The sequence below is a fragment of the Kitasatospora sp. NPDC096204 genome, from assembly GCF_044763205.1.
Taxonomy (GTDB): domain Bacteria; phylum Actinomycetota; class Actinomycetes; order Streptomycetales; family Streptomycetaceae; genus Kitasatospora.
Genome location: NZ_JBIWFT010000003.1, coordinates 126,791 through 146,256 on the forward strand (window position 1 = coordinate 126,791; position 19,466 = coordinate 146,256).

Below are 19,466 nucleotides of genomic sequence, written 5' to 3' on the forward strand. Positions count from 1 at the left end.
GGGCCCTCACCCTCCCGGTGAGGGCCCGTCGGCTTTCGCGCCGTCATCGCCCCTGGCGCTGCCGGGCCCGTCGGGCCGGGGCCGTCACCTGGGGTAGGCGCCGTCCGGCCGCTGGTACCCGCTGCTGAGCTGGTTGCCCTCGTCGTCGGAGACGGTGCCGAACCAGGAGGTGCACCAGACCGACACCGAGTCCGGCCAGTACTGCACCTCGAAGGGGTGCCCGGACCCGTAGTCGCCGTACGAGGTGACGATGAAGGTCTCCCCCGGGCGCATCCAGTAGTCCTCGCCGAGCGGTTCCAGCGTCAGTTCGAGCAGCCCCTCGCCCCGGTTGGTCACGGGCATCCGGCCGGTCACCTCCAGCGCCGAGAAGTCCCAGGCCGCCGAGTCCTGGCTCTCCTGGCTCATCCGACGGCCACCCGGGCGAGCAGGGCGCGCACGGCGGTGTCGAAGGCCCCGGGTGCCTCCAGGGCGCTCAGGTGGCCCACCCCCGGCAGGACGGTCAGCTCGGCGTCCGGCCGGGCCCGCAGCATCGCCTCGGCCTCCTCCACCGCCACCAGGGCGTCCTGGGCGCCCGCCACGATCGAGACCGGCACCCGCAGGCCGGCCAGCACGTCCAGGGCGTCCGGGCGGGCCGCCATGGCCCGCTGGGCCCAGGCGACGGCGGCCGGCGGCGCGGCGGCGACCAGCTCCTGCACCCGCTCCACCAGGTGCTGCGACTCCGGCCCGAGCTGCCCGGCCGCGACCTGCTCGTCCAGCAGCAGCCGCACGCTGTCCCGCGCGGTGACGGCGGCGGCGATCCGCTCCCGGTTGGCCCGTACGGCGTCGGTGTCGGCGGTGGCCCGGGTGTTGGCCAGCAGCAGGCCGGACAGCCGGCCGGGGTGGCGGCGGGCGAAGGCCAGCGCCACGTAGCCGCCCATGGAGAGCCCGCCGACCACCGCGCGCTCGATCCCGGCCGCGTCCAGCAGCAGGGCGAGGTCGTCCGCGACCAGGTCCAGCGAGGGCTCGTCGCTCCCCAGCGCGGTGCCGCCGAACCCCCGCTGGTCGGGGGCGAGCACGCGCACTTCGTCCCCGGTCAGCCCGGGCAGCTCGTCCAGTTGGGAGGACCACATCGAGGCGTTCAACGGAAAGGCGTGCAACAGCACGAGTGGTGTTCCGGTACCGCTCTCGCGGACCGACACTGCGGAGGGACTCTGGGTCATGCGCCCAACCTATTCCGGCACGCCCGGCGGGCCCACTCAGCGGGCCGCGATACCCCCTTTGTCCTAGCCTGGCAAGGAACTGAGGGAGCACGAATGATCGAGCTGCACGAGCTGACAAAACGTTACGGCAAGACGCTTGCGGTGGACCGCCTCAGCTTCCGGGTCCCCCAGGGCGTGGTGACCGGCTTCCTCGGCCCCAACGGCGCCGGCAAGTCCACCACGATGCGCATGATCCTCGACCTCGACCGCCCGACCGCCGGGCGGGTCACCATCGACGGCAGGCACTACGGCCAGCTCAGCGAGCCGCTCAAGTACATCGGCGCGCTGCTGGAGGCCAAGGCCGTCCACCCCGGCCGCACCGCCCGCGACCACCTGCTCTGGCTCGCCCAGAGCAACCGCATCCCCGAGCGCCGGGTGGACGAGATGCTCGCCCTGGTCGGGCTCACCCCGGTCGCCCGCAAACGGGCCCGCGGCTTCTCGCTCGGCATGGGCCAGCGCCTGGGCATCGCCTCCGCCCTGCTCGGCGACCCGGAGATCATCATGTTCGACGAGCCGGTCAACGGCCTGGACCCGGAGGGCATCCTCTGGGTCCGCAACCTGATGAAGCGCCTCGCCGCCGAGGGCCGGACGGTCTTCGTCTCCTCCCACCTGATGAGCGAGATGGCCGTCACCGCCGACCACCTGGTGGTCATCGGCCGCGGCCGCCTGCTCGCCGACCTGCCGATGCCGGAGTTCATCCGGCGCAACTCCCGCTCCGCCGTACGGCTGCGCAGCCCGGAACCCCAGCGGCTGCTCGACGTCCTGGCCGAGGCCGGCCTGCGGCACGAACCGGGCCCGGACGGCTCCTACGAGGTGGTCGACGGGGACATCGCGCACCTCGGCGGGCTGTTCGCCGGGCACGGCGTGGTGCTGCACGAGCTCAGCCCCCAGCAGGCCTCGCTGGAGGACGCCTTCATGCAGATGACGGCCGACGCGGTCGAGTACCACGCGGGCGAGGGGCCGGGCCGGGACGCGGCCGGCGCGCCCGCCGAGTGGGGCGCCGGCTGGAAGGCGGACGGCGCCCGGCAGACCACCATGGCACGGCAGGAGAAGATCTGAGATGGCGTCCTTCCCCGCGGTCCTGCGCTCCGAGTGGACGAAGATCCGCACCGTCCGCTCGACGCTCTGGACGCTCGCGCTGACCTTCGTCGTCACGGTCGGCGTCGGCGCGCTGCTGTCGCTGCTCACCAACAACAACTTCACCGAGTTCCGACGGCACGACCCCAACCCGTTCGACCCCACCAGCACCGCCTTCTCCGGCATCGTGCTCGGCGAACTGGTGATCATCGTGTTCGGCGTGCTGGCGATCGGCAACGAGTACAGCAGCGGCATGATCCGGCTCACCCTGGCCGCCGTCCCGCAGCGCGCCACCCTGCTCGCCGGCAAGCTGGCGGTGCTCGGCGCGCTCGCGCTGGCGGTCTCGGTGGCGACGGCCTTCGTCACCTTCTTCGCCGGCCAGGCGCTGCTCGGCTCGCACTCCACCACGATCACCGAGCCGAACGTGCTGCGCGCGGTGTTCGGCGCCGCGCTGTACCTGACGATGCTCTGCCTGTTCGCGGCGGGCGTCACCACGATGCTGCACAACCAGACGCTCGCGCTCGGCGTGCTGGTGCCGTTCTTCTTCCTGCTCTCACCGATCCTCTCGGCGGTGCCGAAGGTCAAGACCCTGGCCCACTACTTCCCCGACTACGCGGGCTCCCGGATGACGCTGGTGTACGAGCAGCAGGGCCAGCCGTACGGGCCGTGGGCCGGCTTCCTGATCTGCCTCGTCTGGACGGCGGCGGCCCTGGTCGGCGGCGTGCTGGTGCTCAAGAAGCGCGACGCGTAGCCGGGCCCGCGACCCGCGGCGGCCCCGCGGCGGGCCGTCAGTACCGCGGAGCGCCGCGGCCCCGCAGCAGGTTGGAGGCCCGGCGCTCCCGCGCCCCCCAGCAGGCCCGGTGCCAGTGCCGCCGGTCGTCCACCCCCGCGCCGTGCGTCGGCCAGGCCACCACGTGGCCCATCCCCGGCGGGATCTCCTGGTCGCAGCCCGGGCAGCGGTAGAACCGCCCCGCCGTCCCGGCGACCGTCTGGACCACCCACTCGTCGCCCTGATAGGTCTCGGTACGGCGCAGCGAACCGCCGAGCGGGGCGGTCGGCTCCGCACTCTCCTGGGGGGCGGCGCTCTTGATCCGGTTGCGGCGCGGCGACACGGCGGACTCCCTCTCCTCCTGGGCCTGGGTCGTTCCAGCCTACGGCCGACCGGGCTACCCCACGGCTCCTACCACGGCCCCGTCCGGTACTTCGGCGTTTTTGCCGAGATCCACCCGATCATCGGGGAAATCCAGGGTTCCGCGTGCCATTGGCACATGACATCGGATACCCACAAGGGGAGAAGGCGGGGCCCGCAGACCCTGCGCGCACCCGAGGAGGACCAACGATGAGCAAGACCAGCGCCCGCGCCGAGAGCGGTCGGCCCGCCCCCGGCCCGACGCTGACCTCCGTCCCCCCGGTGACGGCCGTCGCGGGCGAGCCGCTGCCGGCGGCCCTGCGGGCGGGCGCGGTGCCGCCGTCCACCGGTCCGGTGCGGGTCGGCCTGTTCCTGCTGTCCGCGCAGTTCCCCGGACAGGGCCACGGCGAGGCGCTGGAGCGCACCGTCAGCGCGGCCGTCGAGGCCGAACGCTCGGGCCTGGACAGCGTCTGGCTGGCCGAGCACCACTTCGTGCCGTACGGGGTGTGCCCGGACGCCGCCACGCTGGCCGCGATGCTGCTCGGCCGCACCCGCCGGATCGGCGTCGGCACCGCGGTCAGCGTGCTCTCCACCCGCCACCCGGTGGGGCTCGGCGAGCAGGCCGCGCTGCTGCACCTCACCTCCGGGGGACGGTTCACGCTCGGAGTGGGCCGCGGCGGGCCGTGGATCGACCTGGACGTGTTCGGCGGCGGCGTGGACGCCTTCGAGACCGGGTTCCCGGAGCGGCTGGACCTGCTGCTGCGCTGGCTGCGCTGCGCCCGGGTGGGCGCGGACGGCCCGCAGTTCGCCTTCCCCGAGGTCGCCGTGGTGCCCCGGGCCACCGAGCCGCTGCGGCGGGCGGGCCTGGTCAGCTGGCTCGGCCTGGGCGAGCGGTCCGGCCCGGTGCGCTTCCCGCGCCAGCGCCGGGACGACGAGGGCCTCGGCGAGGAGCTCACCGCCGACGGACGGCCGGTGGCCGGCCCGCCCGTGGTGGTCGCCTGCACCTCGCCGGGCGGGGTGCGGCTGGCCGCCGAGCGAGGCCTGCCGATGCTGCTGGGCATGCACTCCGGGGACGACGACAAGCTGCGGATGCTGGAGCTGTACCGGGCCGCCTGGCTGGCCGCCGGGCGCAGTGAGGAGCAGCTGCGCCGGGTCGGCCGTCAGCACGTCGCGGCCGGGGTGGCCCAGGTCGACGACCGCGCCGCGGCGGCCCGCTCCACCCTGCTGAACGCGATGCCCGGCTGGTTCGAGTACGGGCTCGGCGCGCACCGCACCGTGGACGGCCGCGAGCGCAAGATGCGCGACCCGCGTCAGTACACCGAGCTGCTCTGCGACCTGCACGCGGTGGGCACCCCGCGGCAGTGCGCCGACCGGCTGGCGGCCACCGCCGAGCGCACCGGCATCCGGCGCTTCGCCCTGCTCGCCGAGGGCAGCGGCGACCAGGAGGCGACCCTGCACAACATCGCCCGGCTCGGCTCCGAGGTGCTGCCGCAGCTGGGCTAGGGCCTGGCCGGGCCCGGGCCGCCGCCCCTCCCCCGCACCCGGGGACGGGGCGGCCGGCGCCGCGGCGCGGTACGGCCGGGGCTCAGCAGTCCCGCAGTTCCTCGGACTGGTTGAGCAGCTGTTCCCGGACCGAGGTGAAGCGGTCGTACCGCGCCTCGTTGGCCTCCGACGGCAGGAACACCGCCACCCGGTGGCAGTTCTGGAACGCCAGCCGGACCCCGAAGTGGCGCTGGAGGGCGCCCCGGATGGCATCGCTGGCGAGGGCGCGCAGCAGCTGGCCCCGGGCCTTCTCGCTGGGGGGCGGTACCTGGTTGTCGGCGAAGTCGGTGCCGTCGACCTTCGCCTGGGCGACCAACGAGCTGATCAGGTCCCAGGCGTACGGCAGCGAGACGCGGACGCAGTCGACGAATTCCCGCTCGTCGACCTCGCCCCGCTCGGCCTTCTCGAGCAGGGCCGGTGAGACGTCGAGCGACATGGATTCTCCTCTCGCGGTCCACCCGCGCGGCGCCCGGGTGGTCGTGCGTAGGTCAAGCTCACAGTGAGGGTGGCTGATTCGCGCGGGACGTCCGGAACACCGAGGGACAGGGGTTTCCGGCACCTTCGCGACAGCGGCGGCACCACGGGACGTGACGTCCTGGACACCGAACGCGCTCAGAACAGCGTGGCAGTCAACGGCGCGACAGGCCTGTCATTCCTGCGGATTGCTTCGGAAATATGTTGCGCTGCACGGGATTGGCCGGATCCCGTCGGATCGTTCATCTGAAGTCTCCATCCCCGTTGACAGCGATCCCGCGAGCGTGCCGTCACACACCGTAGCGACCCGAAGGGGGCGGCGCCAGACCTCGACGGGCGGGGAGCGGGACCACAGGCCCTCCATGGTGGACGGGTTCGCGCTTCCTTCACCCTGCCGTCGCGGAATCGCATCAACTGGCCCCGGTGGGCTAGCGTGGTCGACCGTGCGTCTCGTAATTGCCCGCTGCTCAGTCGACTATGCCGGTCGGCTCTCCGCCCATCTGCCCTCCGCCACCAGGCTGATCCTGGTCAAGGCCGACGGCAGCGTCAGCATCCACGCCGACGACCGCGCCTACAAGCCGCTCAACTGGATGTCCCCGCCGTGCGCCCTCAAGGAGGCCGACGGGGTCTGGACGGTGGAGAACAAGGCCGGCGAGAAGCTCATCATCACGCTGGAGGAGGTGCTGCACGACTCGTCCCACGAGCTCGGGGTCGACCCGGGCCTGATCAAGGACGGCGTGGAGGCACACCTCCAGGAGCTGCTCGCGGACCGGATGGAGGTGCTCGGTGCCGGCTGGTCGCTGATCCGCCGCGAGTACCCCACCGCGATCGGCCCGGTCGACATCCTCTGCCGCGACTCCGACGGCGCCACGGTGGCCGTCGAGATCAAGCGCCGCGGCGAGATCGACGGCGTCGAGCAGCTCACCCGCTACCTCGAACTCCTCAACCGGGACCCGCTGCTGGCCCCGGTCAAGGGCGTCTTCGCCGCGCAGGAGATCAAGCCGCAGGCCCGCGTCCTGGCCACCGACCGCGGCATCGGCTGCGTGGTGCTGGACTACGACGAGCTGCGCGGCATCGACGACGACAAGCTCAAGCTGTTCTGACCGCTCAGGACGGTCCCGGGGCGGCCGGACTCGTCGTCCCTCCCGGGGTCGTCGGCGATCCCGACGTGGCCGGCGGCGACGTCGGGGTGGACGCCGGGGAGGACGGGCTGCGGCTCGGCTCCGTCGGCTGCGACGGCCCCCCGGTCGACTGGGACTGACCCGGCTGCGGGGCCGGCGGTTGCGGCTGGCCCGGTGCGGGCGACTGCGGCTGCTGCGTGGGCTGGGACTCGCCCGCGCTCGGCGAGGAGCTCGGCTTCCTCGTCGGCGAGGCGCTCGGCGAGTGCGAGGCGCTGCCGCTCGCGGACGGCTCCGGGCTGCCGCCCTGCCCCGCCGGGCTGCCCGGCCCGGCACCTGTCGCCCCCGGCCCGGCGCTGCCGGAGGACTGCGGGAACGGCGGGTCCTCGGCGCCGCTGCCGCGGTCCGGCCGGCTGGTGTGCGGATCGTTCCCCTTGACCTCCTCCGGCCCGCTGAAACTCATCGCCACCGCCGTGCCGAGCACCCCCAGGGTCAGCACCGCCGTGGAGAGCACCGCCGCCCGGCGCCGCCGGCTGGACTTCAGGCCGGCCGGCACCCGGGCCGCGATCTTGCGGATCACCGGGGCGCGGCCGGGCGCCGCCGCCGCGGGCGCGGCGGCGGGCAGCTGCCGGCCGTCGGCGCGCAGCAGGTCGAGCATCCGGCGCGCGGCGGCCACCCCGCGCTGCTCGCCCGCCGTGTTCCGCAGGGTGAGCGCGGTCTCCAGTTCGGCGATGGCCCGGGAGGGCTGCTGGACGCAGATCGCGTGCACGCCCGCCTCGTGGTGGAACCAGGCCTGGTCGACCACCGAACCGGTGCGGCGGGCCGCCTCCAGACCGAGCTGGAGCACCCGCTCCCAGGCGCCCCAGCGCAGCGCCAGCGCCAGCGCGGGCGCCGCCGCGCGGGCGAGCCTGACCACCGCGTCGTGCCGCCCGGCGGTGCGGTCGGCGAGCAGCACCCCGATCATCACCTCCGCCTCGGCGGCGATCTGCTCCAGCGTCACCGAGCTGTGTCCGACCCACCAGGCGAAGTGCCGGGCGGCGCCGTCGACGCAGCCGCGGGGCGGCCAGTGCGGGGCGAGCAGGTCGAGCGCGCCGGCGGTCAGCCGGTGGTGCCCGCCGATGGACACCGCCAGTCCGGCGTCGGTGAGTTCGGCGAGGGCGGCCTCGCCCTGGCCGACGTCGATCAGCGCCGGCAGGTGCGGCGCGGCGGGGCACTCGCCGCCGAGCGCGACGGCCAGGCGCAGCACGGCCTGGGCGGGTTCGCTCAACCCCTCGGCGAGCCGGACCGCGGGCGAGGCGGTCTGCGCCACCGAGGGCAGCGGGACGGTGCGGCGCAGCGCGTTCTCCCGGATCGCCGGGTCCGGGTCGTGGGCGGGCTCCTCGACGGCTCCGAAGACGTCCATCCGGTCGTCCTCGGCGGCGACCAGCGCGTCCACCGCGAGGTCCCGCTGGCGCAGCAGCGCGGCGGCCTGGACGAAGCGCAGCGGCAGGCCCTCGGACTCGAACCAGAGGTCCACCGCCCAGGCCTTCTCGTCGACGTCCAGCGGCCGCCCGGCCAGCCGGGCGGTGAGGGCGAGGCAGGCGGAGCGGGAGAGCCCGGCCACCAGGTGGTCCTGGAGCCGGGAGCCGGCGGGCAGCGGCGGGCCGTCCGGGGCGGCGGAGATCAGGAAGGCGCAGCCGGGGGCGGCGGCGAGCAGCTGCTCCAGCTCGGCGCCGGAGGGCTCGGCGGCGTCGATCACCACGATCGCGCCGACCTCGGCGAGGTGGGCGGCCAGCTGCCCGGGGTCGGGGCGGTAGCCGGGCGCGTGGTGGGTGGCCGTGAAGAGGTCCTGGAGCAGGTCGGGGACGGTCCGGCGGTGGCCGCAGAGCTGCACCACACCGCCGGGGGCGAGGTCGGCGGCGGCCTCGGCGACGGCCGACAGCAGTGCGCTGCGGCCCGAGCCGGCCTGGCCGACCAGGCGTATCGACCGGCCCTCGGCGAGCAGGCCGAGCAGTTCGGTGATGTCGGCCTCGCGGTCCAGCAGCGGCAGGTCGGCGGGCCCGGCGCCGAGCGCGAGCGGGCCGACCGCGCGGCCGACGCCGCCGACCGGGCCGCGGGCGGGCTCGCTGCGTTCGATCCGGCGCGGGTGCGGCCGCCACTCCTCGGGACAGGGCCCGGCCTCGGAGCCGTCCGGAGCGCCGACGCCCACCAGCAGGCCACCGGAGACCAGTTCGCCGCCACGGGTGCGGACGGCGTCCTGCCGGAACTCCCCGGATGGCTGTGCCACGTTCTGCTCCGCATCGTGCTCGGCCGTCGGCGCCCCGCGCCGTCCGGCTGACGTCCCGGTAGCGGCCGCGGCCGGGCTGGAGGCAGCCCCGGCGGCCGTCTTCTGACGGGCAGACTCTTGCACATTCGGACCCGCCCGTGCAGGGCGGTCCGCGGCGTACGACCGGCCGGTGGCGCTGACCAGCGACGTTGCGCGGGTGGGGCCGGGGGGTGCGCGGGCGCGCGGTCCGGCGCGCGGCGCCGGAGCGGATGCGGAGCGGCTAGAGCGCGACCCCGTGCGCCTCGGCGACGCCGGTCACGCCGTCGACGGCCAGGATGCGGTGCAGCTTGGTGGCCACCAGCAGCCGCTGGAGCTGGGCCGGGACGGAGCGCAGCACCAGCCGGCGGCCGATCCGGCCGGCCCGCCGGTGGGTGCCCATGATCACGCCGAGCCCGGTGGCGTCCCAGAACTCCAGCCGGGCGAGGTCGAGCACGAGGTCGCCGAGGCCGCCGTCCACGGCCTGGTGCAGCCGGGCCCGCGCGTCGGCGGCGGTGCGCACGTCGAGGCGGCCTTCGATGGCCAGCGCCGTGTGGTCGCCGGTGATGCGCATGCTCTCCTCCTTCGCCTGGACGGCCTGGTGCGGGGCGGGTCCGCCCCGGTCGTACCGGGTGCGGGAGCGATGGGTGCATCCGGGCGGGCCGCAGCCCCACACCCGGACCCGGGCGGAATGCCGGGTTCCTTCATCTGAATCTGACGGTGAACCGGCTCCACAGGTTGCTGGTTCCGGCCAGATCTGAAGCAACTTCACCCGTCCGAGGGAATATACGCAGGTCGACCCCACACCTACGCTCGATTACCGCCCAAATCACCCGTCTGCGGCACCCCGCGTGAGGAAACTCACCCGGCCCGGCGGAGCGGGCCGTACGATGCTCCGATCGCACGGCCCGGCGGCCGTTCAGCCCGGCAGGCTCACTTGCCCTCGTACGGGTAGAAGCCACGGCCGCTCTTGCGGCCCAGGTCACCGGCGGTGACCATGCGGGCCATGATCTCCGGCGCGGCGAACTTCTCGTCCTTGGTCTCGGTGTAGATGTTGTCGGCGGCGTGCAGCAGGATGTCCACGCCCGTCAGGTCGGCGGTCTGGAGCGGGCCCATCGCGTGGCCGAAACCGAGCCGGCAGGCGGTGTCGATGTCCTCGGCGGTGGCCACGCCCGACTCGTACAGCTTCGCGGCCTCGACGACCAGCGCGGTGATCAGGCGGGTGGTCACGAAGCCGGCCACGTCGCGGTTGACCACCACGACGTCCTTGCCGACACCCTCGGCGAAGGCGCGGGCGGCGGCCAGCGTCTCGTCGCTGGTCTTGTAGCCGCGGACCAGCTCGACCAGCTTCATCATCGGCACCGGCGAGAAGAAGTGGACGCCGACGACCGACTCCGGGCGCTCGGTGGCGGCGGCGATCCGGGTGATCGGGATGGCGGAGGTGTTGGTGGCCAGCACGGCGCCGTCCTTGGCGAGCTTGTCGAGCTCGCGGAAGACGCCCTCCTTGACCTCCAGCTTCTCGAACACGGCCTCGACCACGATGTCGGCCTCGGCGACGGCGCCCAGGTCGGTGGTGGTGGTGATCCGGCCCAGCGCGGCCTCGGCGTCCTCGGCGCTGAGCTTCCCCTTGGCGACGAACTTCCCGTAGGAGGCGCGGATGCCCGCCAGGCCCCGCTGGAGCGCCTCCTCGGTGACGTCCCGCAGCACCACCGGGTGGCCGGCCTGCGCCGACACCTGGGCGATGCCGGCGCCCATCAGGCCGGCACCGATCACGGCGATCTGCTTGCTGGACGCATTGCTCATGGCTGGGTCTCCCGATGCCGTCGCCGCCCCGCGGGCGGGCCCTGAAGGCGGCTCAGGGCAGGGGTCACCGCCGGCGAGCCGCGTCGCTCGTTTCCGGGACTCTAATGCCCAAATCCCCGGTGCAGTAGCAATCGAGAGTGTGATCTGCAACCGACCTGGTCAGGCGCTCGGACGGCCGGGCGGACGGATGGCCGTACGGTCAGACGGTCATCCCGAGGTCCTGGGCCAGGATCGCCGCCTGCACCCGGCTGCGCAGCCCCAGCTTCGCCAGGATGCGGCTGACGTGCGTCTTGGTGGTCGCCTCCGCCATCACCAGCCGGGCCGCGATCTCCCCGTTGGACATCCCCGCCCCGATGCAGGCCAGCACCTCCCGCTCACGGCCGGTCAGCGCCCCCACCGCGGCCCTGGCCTCCGGCCCGACCGGCCGCTCGGGGCGGGCGAAGGCCCCGATCAGCCGCCTGGTCACCGAGGGCGCCAGCATCCCGTCCCCGCGCGCCACCGTGCGGATGCCCTCGACCAGGGTGTCCGCCTCCAGGTCCTTGAGCAGGAACCCGGACGCGCCGGCCCGCAGCGCGCCGTAGACGTACTCGTCCAGGTCGAAGGTGGTCAGCACGAGCACCTGGCCGGCCCCGGCGGCGACCACCTGGCGGGTCGCCGAGACTCCGTCCAGCCGGGGCATCTGCACGTCCATCAGCACCACGTCGGGCCGCAGCTCCAGCGCCAGCCGGACGGCCTCCTCGCCGTCGGCGGCCTGCCCGACCACCTCGAACTCCGGCTCGGCGCGCAGGATCATCACCAGCGCCGCCCGTACCGCCGCCTGGTCCTCGGCCACCAGCACCCGGATCGTCATGCCCGCCCCTCGTTCCCGTGGGCGCGCGGCAGCACCGCGCGCACGCTCCAGTACCCGTCCTTCGGCCCGGCCTCGAAGCTGCCGCCGAGCAGCCCGGCCCGCTCCGCCATGCCCACCAGCCCGGCCCGGGCGCCGGGCAGTTCGCGGCCCGGCCCGGCCCGGTAGGGACTGTCGACGGCGATCCGGAGTTCCTCGGGCGCGAACTCCAGCCGCAGACTGACCAGTCCGGGCCCGGCGTGCTTGAGCGCGTTGGTCAGCGACTCCTGGACGATCCGGTACGCGGCCAGCCCGACCGGCACCGGGAGTTCGCCCCGCTCGCCGCGCTCGTCCAGCTCGAAGTCCAGCCCGACGTCCTGGCCCGCCGCCCGGGCCTTGGCCAACAGGGTGTCCACCGCGGCCAGGTCGGGCGCCGCGTACGACTCGTCCACCTCTCCCCCGCCGCTGTCCCGGAGCAGTCCGATCATGCGACGCATTTCGGCCAATCCCTGGACGCTGTTCTCCCGGATCACCGCCAGCACCTCCACCAGTGGGTCGTCCTCGGCCAGCCGGCGCCGCCTGGCCACCGACTGCGCGCCGGTGGCGTGGATCGCGATCGCCGACAGGTGGTTGGCCACCACGTCGTGCAACTCCCGTGCCATCCGCGCCCGTTCGGCGCCGATCGCCTCGCGCCGGTCCATCTCCGAGAGCAGCGCGGTCTGTTCCGCCCGCAGCCGCTCGGTCTCCGCCTCCTGCCGGTGCTTGCGCACCACGTCACCGGTCCACACCGGCCCCAGGAAGACCAGCGCGCTGACCACCACCACCAGCAGCGCGAGGGAGGTGCCCCCGTTGATCGCCGCCAGCGTGGAGAGCGCCAGCACGGTGGCCCCACCGGTCAGGTGCAGTACCCGGGACATCCTCGGGCTGCCGTAAATCACCGCCGCGTACAGCAGATCGGTGTACATGATCAGCGTGGCCACCAGGTTGCCGGCGAACACGCTCCCCGCGAAGACCAGCCCGCCGAGCGACACCGCCAGCACCGGCCTGGTCCGCCGGACCAGCTCCAGCCCCGCCATCACCAGCAGCGGCGGCAGCACCACCCAGGGCGGCACCCGGCCCGCCTGGTCGTACGCCCTGAAGACGATCAGCACCGAACCGCCGAGCAGCCCGAACAGGGCGATCAGCTGGTCCTGGCGGCGCGGGGACAGGGCGGGGAAGGGGAGCGGCACGTTCCCATCTCACCACTCCCGCGCCCCGCCCGGCTCCGGTCCACGGAGGAGCCCGCTACATCGAAGGATGCAGGCCCGGACGGCACCACGCGACGACGACACCGGCGCGCCCGCGCCCGAGGCTGGGAGCACCACGCAACGTCCGGGAGCAGAACGTGATCGTCACCCTCATCGTCGCGGCCGAGATCTCCTTCTGGATCCTGCTCGGCCTCGGCCTCGCCATCCGCTACCTGCTCCGGTGGCGCCGCGCCAGCACCGCGCTGCTGGTCGGCCTGCCGGTGGTGGACCTCACCCTGTACGCCCTCACCGTCCTCGACCTGCGCGGCGGCGCCACCGCGAGCTGGACGCACGCCCTGGCCGCGAGCTACGCGGGCTTCTCGATCGGCTACGGCCCCTCGCTGGTGCGCTGGGCCGACCGGCACTTCCAGCACCGCTTCGCCGGCGGCCCCAAGCCGCCGCCCTCACCGAAGTACGGGCCGGAGCGGACCAGGTACGAGTGGCAGATCGCCGGCCGGACCGTCGTGTCGGCCGCGATCACGCTCAGCCTGATCACCCTGCTCGTCCCGCTCTCCGCGGGCGCTGCCCACTTCGGCACCTTCCTCCAGTGGTACCTCAAGCTGGGCATCGCGGCCGTCGTCAACGTGATCGTGGCCGGCTGCTACTCGCTCTGGCCCAAGGAGCCGCCGGCCGGCGTCCTGGTCGAGAACGGCCGGGTGGTCAAGGAGAGGACCCCGGCCGACCGGCCCTGAGAAGGCCCCTAGCGGTTCTCGCCCGGCACCCAGAGCACGTCGCCGCGCTCCTTGTTGGCCACCCGGGCCAGGATGAACAGCAGGTCGGACAGCCGGTTGAGGTACTTCGCGGTCAGCGGGTTGACGCTGTCGCCGTGCTCCGCGATCGCCGCCCAGGTCGAGCGCTCGGCCCGCCGCACCACCGTGCAGGCCAGGTGGAGGTGGGCCGCCCCGGGCGTGCCGCCGGGCAGGATGAAGCTGCGCAGCTTCTCCACCCGAGCCAGGTACTCGTCGCAGTCCGCCTCCAGCCGGTCGACGTAGGACTGCAGCACCCGCAGCGGCGGGTACTTCGGGTCCTCCACCACCGGGGTGGACAGGTCGGCGCCGACGTCGAACAGGTCGTTCTGGACCCGGACGAGCACCGCCGTGATGTCCTCCGGCAGCTCGCCGACGGCCAGCGCCACCCCGATGGCGGCGTTGGCCTCGTTGGCGTCCGCGTACGCGATCAGCCTCGGGTCGGTCTTGGTGGTCCGGCTCATGTCGCCGAGCGCCGTGGTGCCGTCGTCGCCGGTACGGGTGTAGATGCGCGTCAGATTGACCATGCGGCCAGGGTAGCCGCCGGGTTAGGCGGCGTTAACCCGCACTACGCGACATTCACCCTCCCCCGGCCTCCGGCCGGGGTGCCCCATCCCGAGAGCCCCGTCGCTACGCGACATTGACTCTCTGCCCCGGCGGGGCCGCCTCCAGCCAGGCCAGGAAGCCGGTCAGCGCGTCCTCGCTCATCGCCAGCTCCAGCGGCGCCCCGTCGTGCAGGCAGCGCAGCACCACCGATCCGGAGAGCAGGGCCAGCTCCTCCTGGCCCTCCGGGTAGCGCCGGCCGAGCACCTCGATCTCCCGGCGCGGAAGCACCTTGCGCGGGCGCGGGGCGTACGAGAAGACCCGGAACCACTCGATCGAGTCACCGCTGTAGCGGCCGATACCAAAAACCCACCCCTTGCCGTCGGTCGGGGGGACCGGGGCCGAGGTGGGTTTGCCGTTCTCGTCGAGGTCGGGCTGCGTCGAGGCGTCGGCAGGCATTTTGAGCCGGTAGCTGCAGTCGAAGGTGCCGCCGACCCGCTGGATCAGGCGGCGCCGGACGGCGAAGGCCATCAGCCCGATCACTCCCAGGGCCACGACCGCCGCACACACCACAAGCGCGAGGACCATGCTCACCTACCTCCTCGCTACCCGCGTTCCCCGTAGCGGTCGTATCAAGCGACCGCGCTGACCTACCAACTACGACGACAGTCCCGGGGTCACGCTCACGCGTCCCCGGGACCGTCGGTCGACCCCGCTAAGCCGGGGTCCGGCGCACTCAGGCGTGGGCCTTGAGGCCGCGCGCCGCGAACAGACGGACCTCGGCGCGCCGCTCGGCGTGCTCGTCCAGGTCCGACTTGGCCTTCTCCAGTGCGCGCTCGGCACGCGCGACGTCGATCTCGTCCGCCAGCTCGGCGATCTCCGCGAGCAGAGACAGCTTGTTGTCGGCGAAGGAGATGAAGCCGCCGTGCACCGCGGCGATCACGGTGCCGCCGTCCACCGTGCGGATGGTGACCGGGCCGGTCTCCAGCACGCTCAGCACCGGGGTGTGGCCCGGCATGATGCCGGTGTCACCGGAGGCCGTACGGGCGACGACGATGGTGGCCGCACCGGACCACACCTTGCGGTCGGCTGCGACCAGCTCGACGTGCAGCTCAGCCAACGTGGGCTCCTAGGCTCATGCAACGCCCGATTACTCGGGAGTTTCGGTAAGAATAACGGCCCCGCGCCTCCGGCATGAAACCGGCGGCACGGATTTGACCGGAATCACAGCCGATGCGACGTGAGGGGTGGTCCCCAGGCTCGGGGGCCACCCCTCACGGTCACGCACAGCTGCTACCGGCCGCGATTACTTCTTCGCCAGCTCGGCGGCGTTCTTCTCGAGGTCCTCGATGCCACCGCACATGAAGAAGGCCTGCTCCGGGACGGAGTCGTACTTGCCGTCCGCGATCGCGTTGAAGGCCTCGATGGTCTCCGACAGCGGCACGGTCGAACCCTCGACACCGGTGAACTGCTTCGCCACGTAGGTGTTCTGCGAGAGGAAGCGCTCGATGCGACGGGCACGGTGGACCGTGACCTTGTCCTCCTCGGACAGCTCGTCGATACCGAGGATCGCGATGATGTCCTGGAGGTCCTTGTACTTCTGCAGGATCCCCTTGATACGGATGGCCGTGTCGTAGTGGTTCTGCGCGATGTACCGCGGGTCGAGGATGCGGGACGTGGAGTCCAGCGGGTCGACGGCCGGGTAGATGCCCTTCTCCGAGATCGGGCGCGACAGAACGGTGGTCGCGTCCAGGTGGGCGAAGGTGGTGGCCGGCGCCGGGTCGGTCAGGTCGTCCGCGGGGACGTAGATCGCCTGCATCGAGGTGATCGAGTGACCGCGGGTCGAGGTGATGCGCTCCTGCAGGAGGCCCATCTCGTCGGCCAGGTTCGGCTGGTAGCCCACCGCGGAGGGCATGCGGCCGAGCAGGGTCGACACCTCGGAGCCGGCCTGGGTGAACCGGAAGATGTTGTCGATGAAGAGGAGCACGTCCTGCTTCTCGACGTCACGGAAGTACTCCGCCATGGTCAGCGCGGACAGCGCGACGCGCAGACGGGTGCCCGGCGGCTCGTCCATCTGGCCGAAGACCAGCGCGGTCTTGTCCAGAACGCCCGAGTCGACCATCTCGTCGATGAGGTCGTTGCCCTCACGGGTGCGCTCGCCGACACCGGCGAACACCGACACACCACCGAAGTTCTCGGCGACGCGGTAGATCATCTCCTGGATCAGAACGGTCTTGCCGACACCGGCACCACCGAACAGACCGATCTTGCCACCGGTGACGTACGGGGTGAGCAGGTCGATGACCTTGATGCCCGTCTCGAACATCTCGGTCTTGGACTCGAGGTCCTTGAACTCCGGGGCCTTGCGGTGGATCGGCCAGCGGACCTGGACCTGCGACTCGAACTCGTCCTTGTCGACGTTCAGCACGTCGCCGAGGGCGTTGAAGACCTTGCCCTTGGTGATCTGGCCGACCGGGACGGAGATCGCGGCACCGGTGTCGGTGACCTGCGAACCACGGACCAGGCCGTCGGTCGGCTGCATCGAGATGCCGCGGACCATGCCGTCGCCGAGGTGCTGGGCGACCTCGAGGGTCAGGGTCTTCCGGCCCGTGCCGTCGGGGTTGTCCACCTCGACGTGCAGGGCGTTGTACATGTCCGGAATCGCGTCGACGGGGAACTCCACGTCGACGACCGGGCCGATGACCCGCGCGACGCGGCCCGTCGCCGTGGTCGGCTCAACAGTGGTGGTCATACTCATTCGCTCCCGCGGCTCGCGTCAGCGAGCGCGTTGGCGCCACCGACGATCTCGCTGATTTCCTGGGTGATCTCGGCCTGACGGGCCGAGTTGGCAAGCCGCGTGAGCGACTTGATGAGCTCGCCGGCGTTGTCCGTCGCGCTCTTCATCGCACGGCGGCGGGCGGCGTGCTCGGAAGCGGCCGACTGCAGCAGCGCGTTGTAGATCCGGCTCTCGACGTACCGCGGCAGCAGCGCGTCCAGGACGCCCTCCGCCGACGGCTCGAAGTCGTACAGCGGGAAGATCTCCGCCTTGGCCGGCTTCTGGTCGCTGAGCTGGACCTCGTCCAGCTTCAGCGGCAGCAGCCGCGCCTCGACCGCGTTCTGCGTCAGCATCGACACGAACTCGGTGGAAACCAGGTGGAGCTCGTCCACGCCGCCCGTCTCGGCCGTGAAGGCCTCGATCAGGTCGGCCGCCACCGTCTTCGCGTCACCGTACGTCGGCTTGTCCGAGAATCCCGTCCACGAGCCCGCGATCGCCAGACCGCGGAACGTGTAGTACGAGACGCCCTTGCGGCCGACGATGTACGTCACCACGTCCTTGCCCTCGGCCCGCAGGCGCTCGGCGAGCACCTGCGAGGCCTTGATGGCGTTGGTCGAGTAGCCGCCGGCCAGGCCGCGGTCCGCCGTGATCAGCAGGACCGCCGCGCGCTTGGCGTTCGGGTTCTCGGTGGTGAGCGGGTGCTTGGCGTTGGACCGGGTGGCCACCGCCGTCACCGCCCGGGTGAGCTCGTCGGCGTACGGAGTGGAGGCGGCCACCGCGCGCTGCGCCTTGACGATGCGCGACGCGGAGATCATCTCCATCGCCTTGGTGATCTTCTTCGTCGCGGTGACAGAGCGGATCCGGCGCTTGTAGACCCGAAGCTGTGCTCCCATGGGTCGTTACGTCCTTTCCCTCGCTACCGGACTCAGGCCTGCTCGGAGAGCAGCTTGCCGTCAGCGGTCTGGTAACCCTGCTTGAACGCCTCGATCGCGCTGGTCAGCGCGTCGATGGTGCCGTCGGCCAGCAGGCCGGTCTCGACGATGCCGGCGAGCAGGTCCTTGTGCTGCAGGCGGACGTGGTCCAGGAACTCGCGCTCGAAGCGGCGGATCTCGGCGACCGGGACGTCGTCCAGCTTGCCGTTGGTGCCGGCCCAGATGGAGACGACCTGCTCCTCGACCGGGAACGGCTGGTACTGGCCCTGCTTCAGCAGCTCGACCATGCGCGCACCGCGCTCCAGCTGGGCCTTGGAGGCCGCGTCCAGGTCGGAACCGAAGGCGGCGAAGGCCTCCAGCTCGCGGTACTGGGCGAGGTCCAGACGCAGGCGGCCGGCGACCGAGCGCATGGCCTTGATCTGGGCGGAGCCACCGACGCGGGAGACCGAGATGCCGACGTTCACGGCCGGGCGGATGCCGGCGTTGAACAGGTCGGACTCCAGGAAGCACTGGCCGTCGGTGATGGAGATGACGTTGGTCGGGATGTACGCCGAGACGTCGTTGGCCTTGGTCTCGATGATCGGCAGACCGGTCATCGAGCCGCCGCCCAGGGCGTCGTTCAGCTTGGCGCAGCGCTCCAGCAGGCGGGAGTGCAGGTAGAAGACGTCACCCGGGTAGGCCTCGCGGCCCGGCGGGCGGCGCAGCAGCAGGGAGACGGAGCGGTAGGCCTCGGCCTGCTTCGACAGGTCGTCGAAGATGATCAGGACGTGCTTGCCGTCGTACATCCACTCCTGGCCGATGGCCGAGCCGGTGTACGGGGCGAGGTACTTGAAGCCGGCCGGGTCGGAGGCGGGAGCGGCCACGATGGTGGTGTACTCCAGCGCGCCGGCCTCCTCCAGGGCGCCGCGGACGGACGCGATGGTGGAGCCCTTCTGGCCCACGGCGACGTAGATGCAGCGGACCTGCTTCTCCGGGTCGCCCGAGCGCCAGTTGTCGCGCTGGTTGATGATCGTGTCGACGGCCACCGCGGTCTTGCCGGTCTGGCGGTCACCGATGATCAGCTGGCGCTGGCCACGGCCGATCGGGGTCATCGCGTCGATGGCCTTGATGCCAGTCTGCAGCGGCTGCTTGACCGACTTGCGGGCCATGACACCGGGGGCCTGCAGTTCCAGGGCGCGGCGACCGGTGGCGGCGATGTCGCCCAGGCCGTCGATCGGGTTGCCCAGCGGGTCCACGACGCGGCCGAGGTAGCCGTCGCCGACCGGAACCGAGAGGACCTCGCCGGTGCGGCGCACGGTCTGGCCCTCTTCGATGCCGCCGAACTCACCCAGGACGACGACACCGATCTCGCGGGTGTCGAGGTTCAGCGCGAGGCCGAGCGTGCCGTCCTCGAACTTCAGCAGCTCGTTCGCCATGACCGAGGGCAGGCCCTCGACATGCGCGATGCCGTCCGCCGCGTCAGTGACCGTGCCGACCTCTTCCACAGAAGCGGCGTCCGGCTGGTACGACTGGACAAAGTCGGCCAGCGCGTCCCGGATCTCCTCCGGACGGATCGTAAGCTCCGCCATCAGGCTTCCCTGCTCTCCTAGTTTGCGATCCTCGGCCCGCCATTGAGGGCCGCAAGTATTCGACTCTCGGCCGGGTCTTGCGAACCGGCCGTACGATTTGCCGGCTCCTTGGGGAACCGGTTTCCCG

The 19,466-nt window shown here is 72.5% G+C and carries 20 protein-coding genes; 5 read left to right on the forward strand and 15 right to left on the reverse strand.

Going from position 1 to position 19,466, the window contains the following annotated elements; all coding sequences use genetic code 11:
- Nucleotides 1-84 precede the first annotated feature (84 nt).
- Entirely contained in the window at nt 85-405 is a 321-nt protein-coding gene (locus ACIQ87_RS03995; protein WP_402401163.1) for a hypothetical protein, read from the reverse strand.
- Nucleotides 402-1,199: an alpha/beta fold hydrolase gene (locus ACIQ87_RS04000; protein WP_402401166.1), complete on the reverse strand. Its 798-nt coding sequence runs from the start codon at nt 1,197-1,199 to the stop codon at nt 402-404. Before ACIQ87_RS04000 ends, ACIQ87_RS03995 begins: the two co-directional genes overlap by 4 nt.
- 93 nt (nt 1,200-1,292) lie before the next feature.
- Between ACIQ87_RS04000 and ACIQ87_RS04005 the strand changes: the two genes are divergently transcribed.
- Together ACIQ87_RS04005 and ACIQ87_RS04010 are read left to right on the forward strand one after the other, a co-directional pair.
- Nucleotides 1,293-2,297: an ATP-binding cassette domain-containing protein gene (locus tag ACIQ87_RS04005; protein ID WP_402401169.1), complete on the forward strand. Its 1,005-nt coding sequence runs from the start codon at nt 1,293-1,295 to the stop codon at nt 2,295-2,297.
- Nucleotide 2,298: 1 nt separating this feature from the next.
- Entirely contained in the window at nt 2,299-3,066 is a 768-nt protein-coding gene (locus tag ACIQ87_RS04010) for an ABC transporter permease subunit (RefSeq protein ID WP_402401172.1), read from the forward strand.
- A 37-nt stretch (nt 3,067-3,103) separates the two neighbouring features.
- On the opposite strand, the gene ACIQ87_RS04015 is transcribed toward ACIQ87_RS04010, so the two are convergent.
- Nucleotides 3,104-3,427, reverse strand: a complete 324-nt coding sequence (locus ACIQ87_RS04015; protein ID WP_402401175.1) for an ATP/GTP-binding protein — start codon at nt 3,425-3,427, stop codon at nt 3,104-3,106.
- A 371-nt stretch (nt 3,428-3,798) separates the two neighbouring features.
- On the opposite strand from ACIQ87_RS04015, the gene ACIQ87_RS04020 reads away from it, so the two are divergent.
- The gene (locus ACIQ87_RS04020) at nt 3,799-4,947 is read left to right on the forward strand and encodes an LLM class flavin-dependent oxidoreductase (RefSeq protein WP_402401830.1); all 1,149 of its coding nucleotides are present in this window, start codon (nt 3,799-3,801) and stop codon (nt 4,945-4,947) included.
- 82 nt (nt 4,948-5,029) lie between these two features.
- Here ACIQ87_RS04020 and ACIQ87_RS04025 read toward each other — a convergent pair whose 3' ends face one another.
- Entirely contained in the window at nt 5,030-5,422 is a 393-nt protein-coding gene (locus ACIQ87_RS04025; protein ID WP_392873067.1) for an SCO5389 family protein, read from the reverse strand.
- A gap of 481 nt (nt 5,423-5,903) precedes the next feature.
- On the opposite strand from ACIQ87_RS04025, the gene nucS reads away from it, so the two are divergent.
- Nucleotides 5,904-6,563, forward strand: coding sequence for an endonuclease NucS (nucS, locus tag ACIQ87_RS04030; RefSeq protein ID WP_030057515.1), 660 nt, complete (start codon nt 5,904-5,906; stop codon nt 6,561-6,563).
- Nucleotides 6,564-6,567: 4 nt separating this feature from the next.
- On the opposite strand, the gene ACIQ87_RS04035 is transcribed toward nucS, so the two are convergent.
- The 5 genes from ACIQ87_RS04035 to ACIQ87_RS04055 all read right to left on the reverse strand — a co-directional run bounded on the left by ACIQ87_RS04035 (nt 6,568) and on the right by ACIQ87_RS04055 (nt 12,717).
- On the reverse strand, nt 6,568-8,844 hold the full coding sequence (locus tag ACIQ87_RS04035) for an ATP-binding protein (protein ID WP_402401179.1): 2,277 nt from the start codon (nt 8,842-8,844) through the stop codon (nt 6,568-6,570).
- Nucleotides 8,845-9,103: 259 nt separating this feature from the next.
- On the reverse strand, nt 9,104-9,433 hold the full coding sequence (locus ACIQ87_RS04040; protein WP_402401181.1) for an STAS domain-containing protein: 330 nt from the start codon (nt 9,431-9,433) through the stop codon (nt 9,104-9,106).
- 359 nt (nt 9,434-9,792) lie between these two features.
- The gene (locus ACIQ87_RS04045; RefSeq protein WP_392873079.1) at nt 9,793-10,662 is read right to left on the reverse strand and encodes a 3-hydroxyacyl-CoA dehydrogenase family protein; all 870 of its coding nucleotides are present in this window, start codon (nt 10,660-10,662) and stop codon (nt 9,793-9,795) included.
- Nucleotides 10,663-10,861: 199 nt separating this feature from the next.
- Nucleotides 10,862-11,512, reverse strand: coding sequence for a response regulator (locus ACIQ87_RS04050; protein ID WP_402401185.1), 651 nt, complete (start codon nt 11,510-11,512; stop codon nt 10,862-10,864).
- The gene (locus ACIQ87_RS04055; RefSeq protein ID WP_402401188.1) at nt 11,509-12,717 is read right to left on the reverse strand and encodes a sensor histidine kinase; all 1,209 of its coding nucleotides are present in this window, start codon (nt 12,715-12,717) and stop codon (nt 11,509-11,511) included. The genes ACIQ87_RS04050 and ACIQ87_RS04055 overlap by 4 nt, the downstream gene beginning before the upstream one ends.
- Nucleotides 12,718-12,872: 155 nt before the next feature.
- On the opposite strand from ACIQ87_RS04055, the gene ACIQ87_RS04060 reads away from it, so the two are divergent.
- Nucleotides 12,873-13,466 (forward strand): hypothetical protein, encoded by a 594-nt coding sequence (locus tag ACIQ87_RS04060; protein ID WP_402401191.1) that lies wholly within the window; start codon nt 12,873-12,875, stop codon nt 13,464-13,466.
- 8 nt (nt 13,467-13,474) lie between these two features.
- Here ACIQ87_RS04060 and ACIQ87_RS04065 read toward each other — a convergent pair whose 3' ends face one another.
- The 6 genes from ACIQ87_RS04065 to atpA form a co-directional block, all read right to left on the reverse strand.
- A complete protein-coding gene (locus ACIQ87_RS04065; protein WP_392873091.1) occupies nt 13,475-14,047 on the reverse strand; it encodes a cob(I)yrinic acid a,c-diamide adenosyltransferase in 573 nt (190 codons plus the stop codon).
- A gap of 103 nt (nt 14,048-14,150) precedes the next feature.
- Nucleotides 14,151-14,651, reverse strand: a complete 501-nt coding sequence (locus tag ACIQ87_RS04070; protein ID WP_402401194.1) for a DUF2550 domain-containing protein — start codon at nt 14,649-14,651, stop codon at nt 14,151-14,153.
- A 148-nt stretch (nt 14,652-14,799) separates the two neighbouring features.
- Complete coding sequence (locus ACIQ87_RS04075) at nt 14,800-15,183, reverse strand: F0F1 ATP synthase subunit epsilon (protein ID WP_030057524.1); 384 nt, start codon at nt 15,181-15,183, stop codon at nt 14,800-14,802.
- 186 nt (nt 15,184-15,369) lie between these two features.
- Complete coding sequence (gene atpD, locus ACIQ87_RS04080) at nt 15,370-16,815, reverse strand: F0F1 ATP synthase subunit beta (protein WP_402401197.1); 1,446 nt, start codon at nt 16,813-16,815, stop codon at nt 15,370-15,372.
- A gap of 2 nt (nt 16,816-16,817) precedes the next feature.
- Complete coding sequence (locus ACIQ87_RS04085) at nt 16,818-17,732, reverse strand: F0F1 ATP synthase subunit gamma (RefSeq protein WP_402401200.1); 915 nt, start codon at nt 17,730-17,732, stop codon at nt 16,818-16,820.
- A gap of 32 nt (nt 17,733-17,764) precedes the next feature.
- The gene (gene atpA, locus ACIQ87_RS04090; RefSeq protein ID WP_402401202.1) at nt 17,765-19,339 is read right to left on the reverse strand and encodes a F0F1 ATP synthase subunit alpha; all 1,575 of its coding nucleotides are present in this window, start codon (nt 19,337-19,339) and stop codon (nt 17,765-17,767) included.
- Between the last annotated feature and the right edge of the window lie 127 nt (nt 19,340-19,466).

Excerpts from the sequence above, each read along its gene's own strand:
- ACIQ87_RS03995 (WP_402401163.1), bottom strand. The coding sequence starts at position 405 with ATGAGCCAGGAGAGCCAGGACTCGGCGGCCTGGGACTTCTCGGCGCTG.
- ACIQ87_RS04000 (WP_402401166.1), bottom strand. The coding sequence starts at position 1,199 with ATGACCCAGAGTCCCTCCGCAGTGTCGGTCCGCGAGAGCGGTACCGGA.
- ACIQ87_RS04005 (WP_402401169.1), top strand. The coding sequence starts at position 1,293 with ATGATCGAGCTGCACGAGCTGACAAAACGTTACGGCAAGACGCTTGCG.
- ACIQ87_RS04010 (WP_402401172.1), top strand. The coding sequence starts at position 2,299 with ATGGCGTCCTTCCCCGCGGTCCTGCGCTCCGAGTGGACGAAGATCCGC.
- ACIQ87_RS04025 (WP_392873067.1), bottom strand. The coding sequence starts at position 5,422 with ATGTCGCTCGACGTCTCACCGGCCCTGCTCGAGAAGGCCGAGCGGGGC.
- ACIQ87_RS04040 (WP_402401181.1), bottom strand. The coding sequence starts at position 9,433 with ATGCGCATCACCGGCGACCACACGGCGCTGGCCATCGAAGGCCGCCTC.
- ACIQ87_RS04045 (WP_392873079.1), bottom strand. The coding sequence starts at position 10,662 with ATGAGCAATGCGTCCAGCAAGCAGATCGCCGTGATCGGTGCCGGCCTG.
- ACIQ87_RS04050 (WP_402401185.1), bottom strand. The coding sequence starts at position 11,512 with ATGACGATCCGGGTGCTGGTGGCCGAGGACCAGGCGGCGGTACGGGCG.
- ACIQ87_RS04065 (WP_392873091.1), bottom strand. The coding sequence starts at position 14,047 with ATGGTCAATCTGACGCGCATCTACACCCGTACCGGCGACGACGGCACC.
- ACIQ87_RS04070 (WP_402401194.1), bottom strand. The coding sequence starts at position 14,651 with ATGGTCCTCGCGCTTGTGGTGTGTGCGGCGGTCGTGGCCCTGGGAGTG.
- atpD (WP_402401197.1), bottom strand. The coding sequence starts at position 16,815 with ATGACCACCACTGTTGAGCCGACCACGGCGACGGGCCGCGTCGCGCGG.
- ACIQ87_RS04085 (WP_402401200.1), bottom strand. The coding sequence starts at position 17,732 with ATGGGAGCACAGCTTCGGGTCTACAAGCGCCGGATCCGCTCTGTCACC.
- atpA (WP_402401202.1), bottom strand. The coding sequence starts at position 19,339 with ATGGCGGAGCTTACGATCCGTCCGGAGGAGATCCGGGACGCGCTGGCC.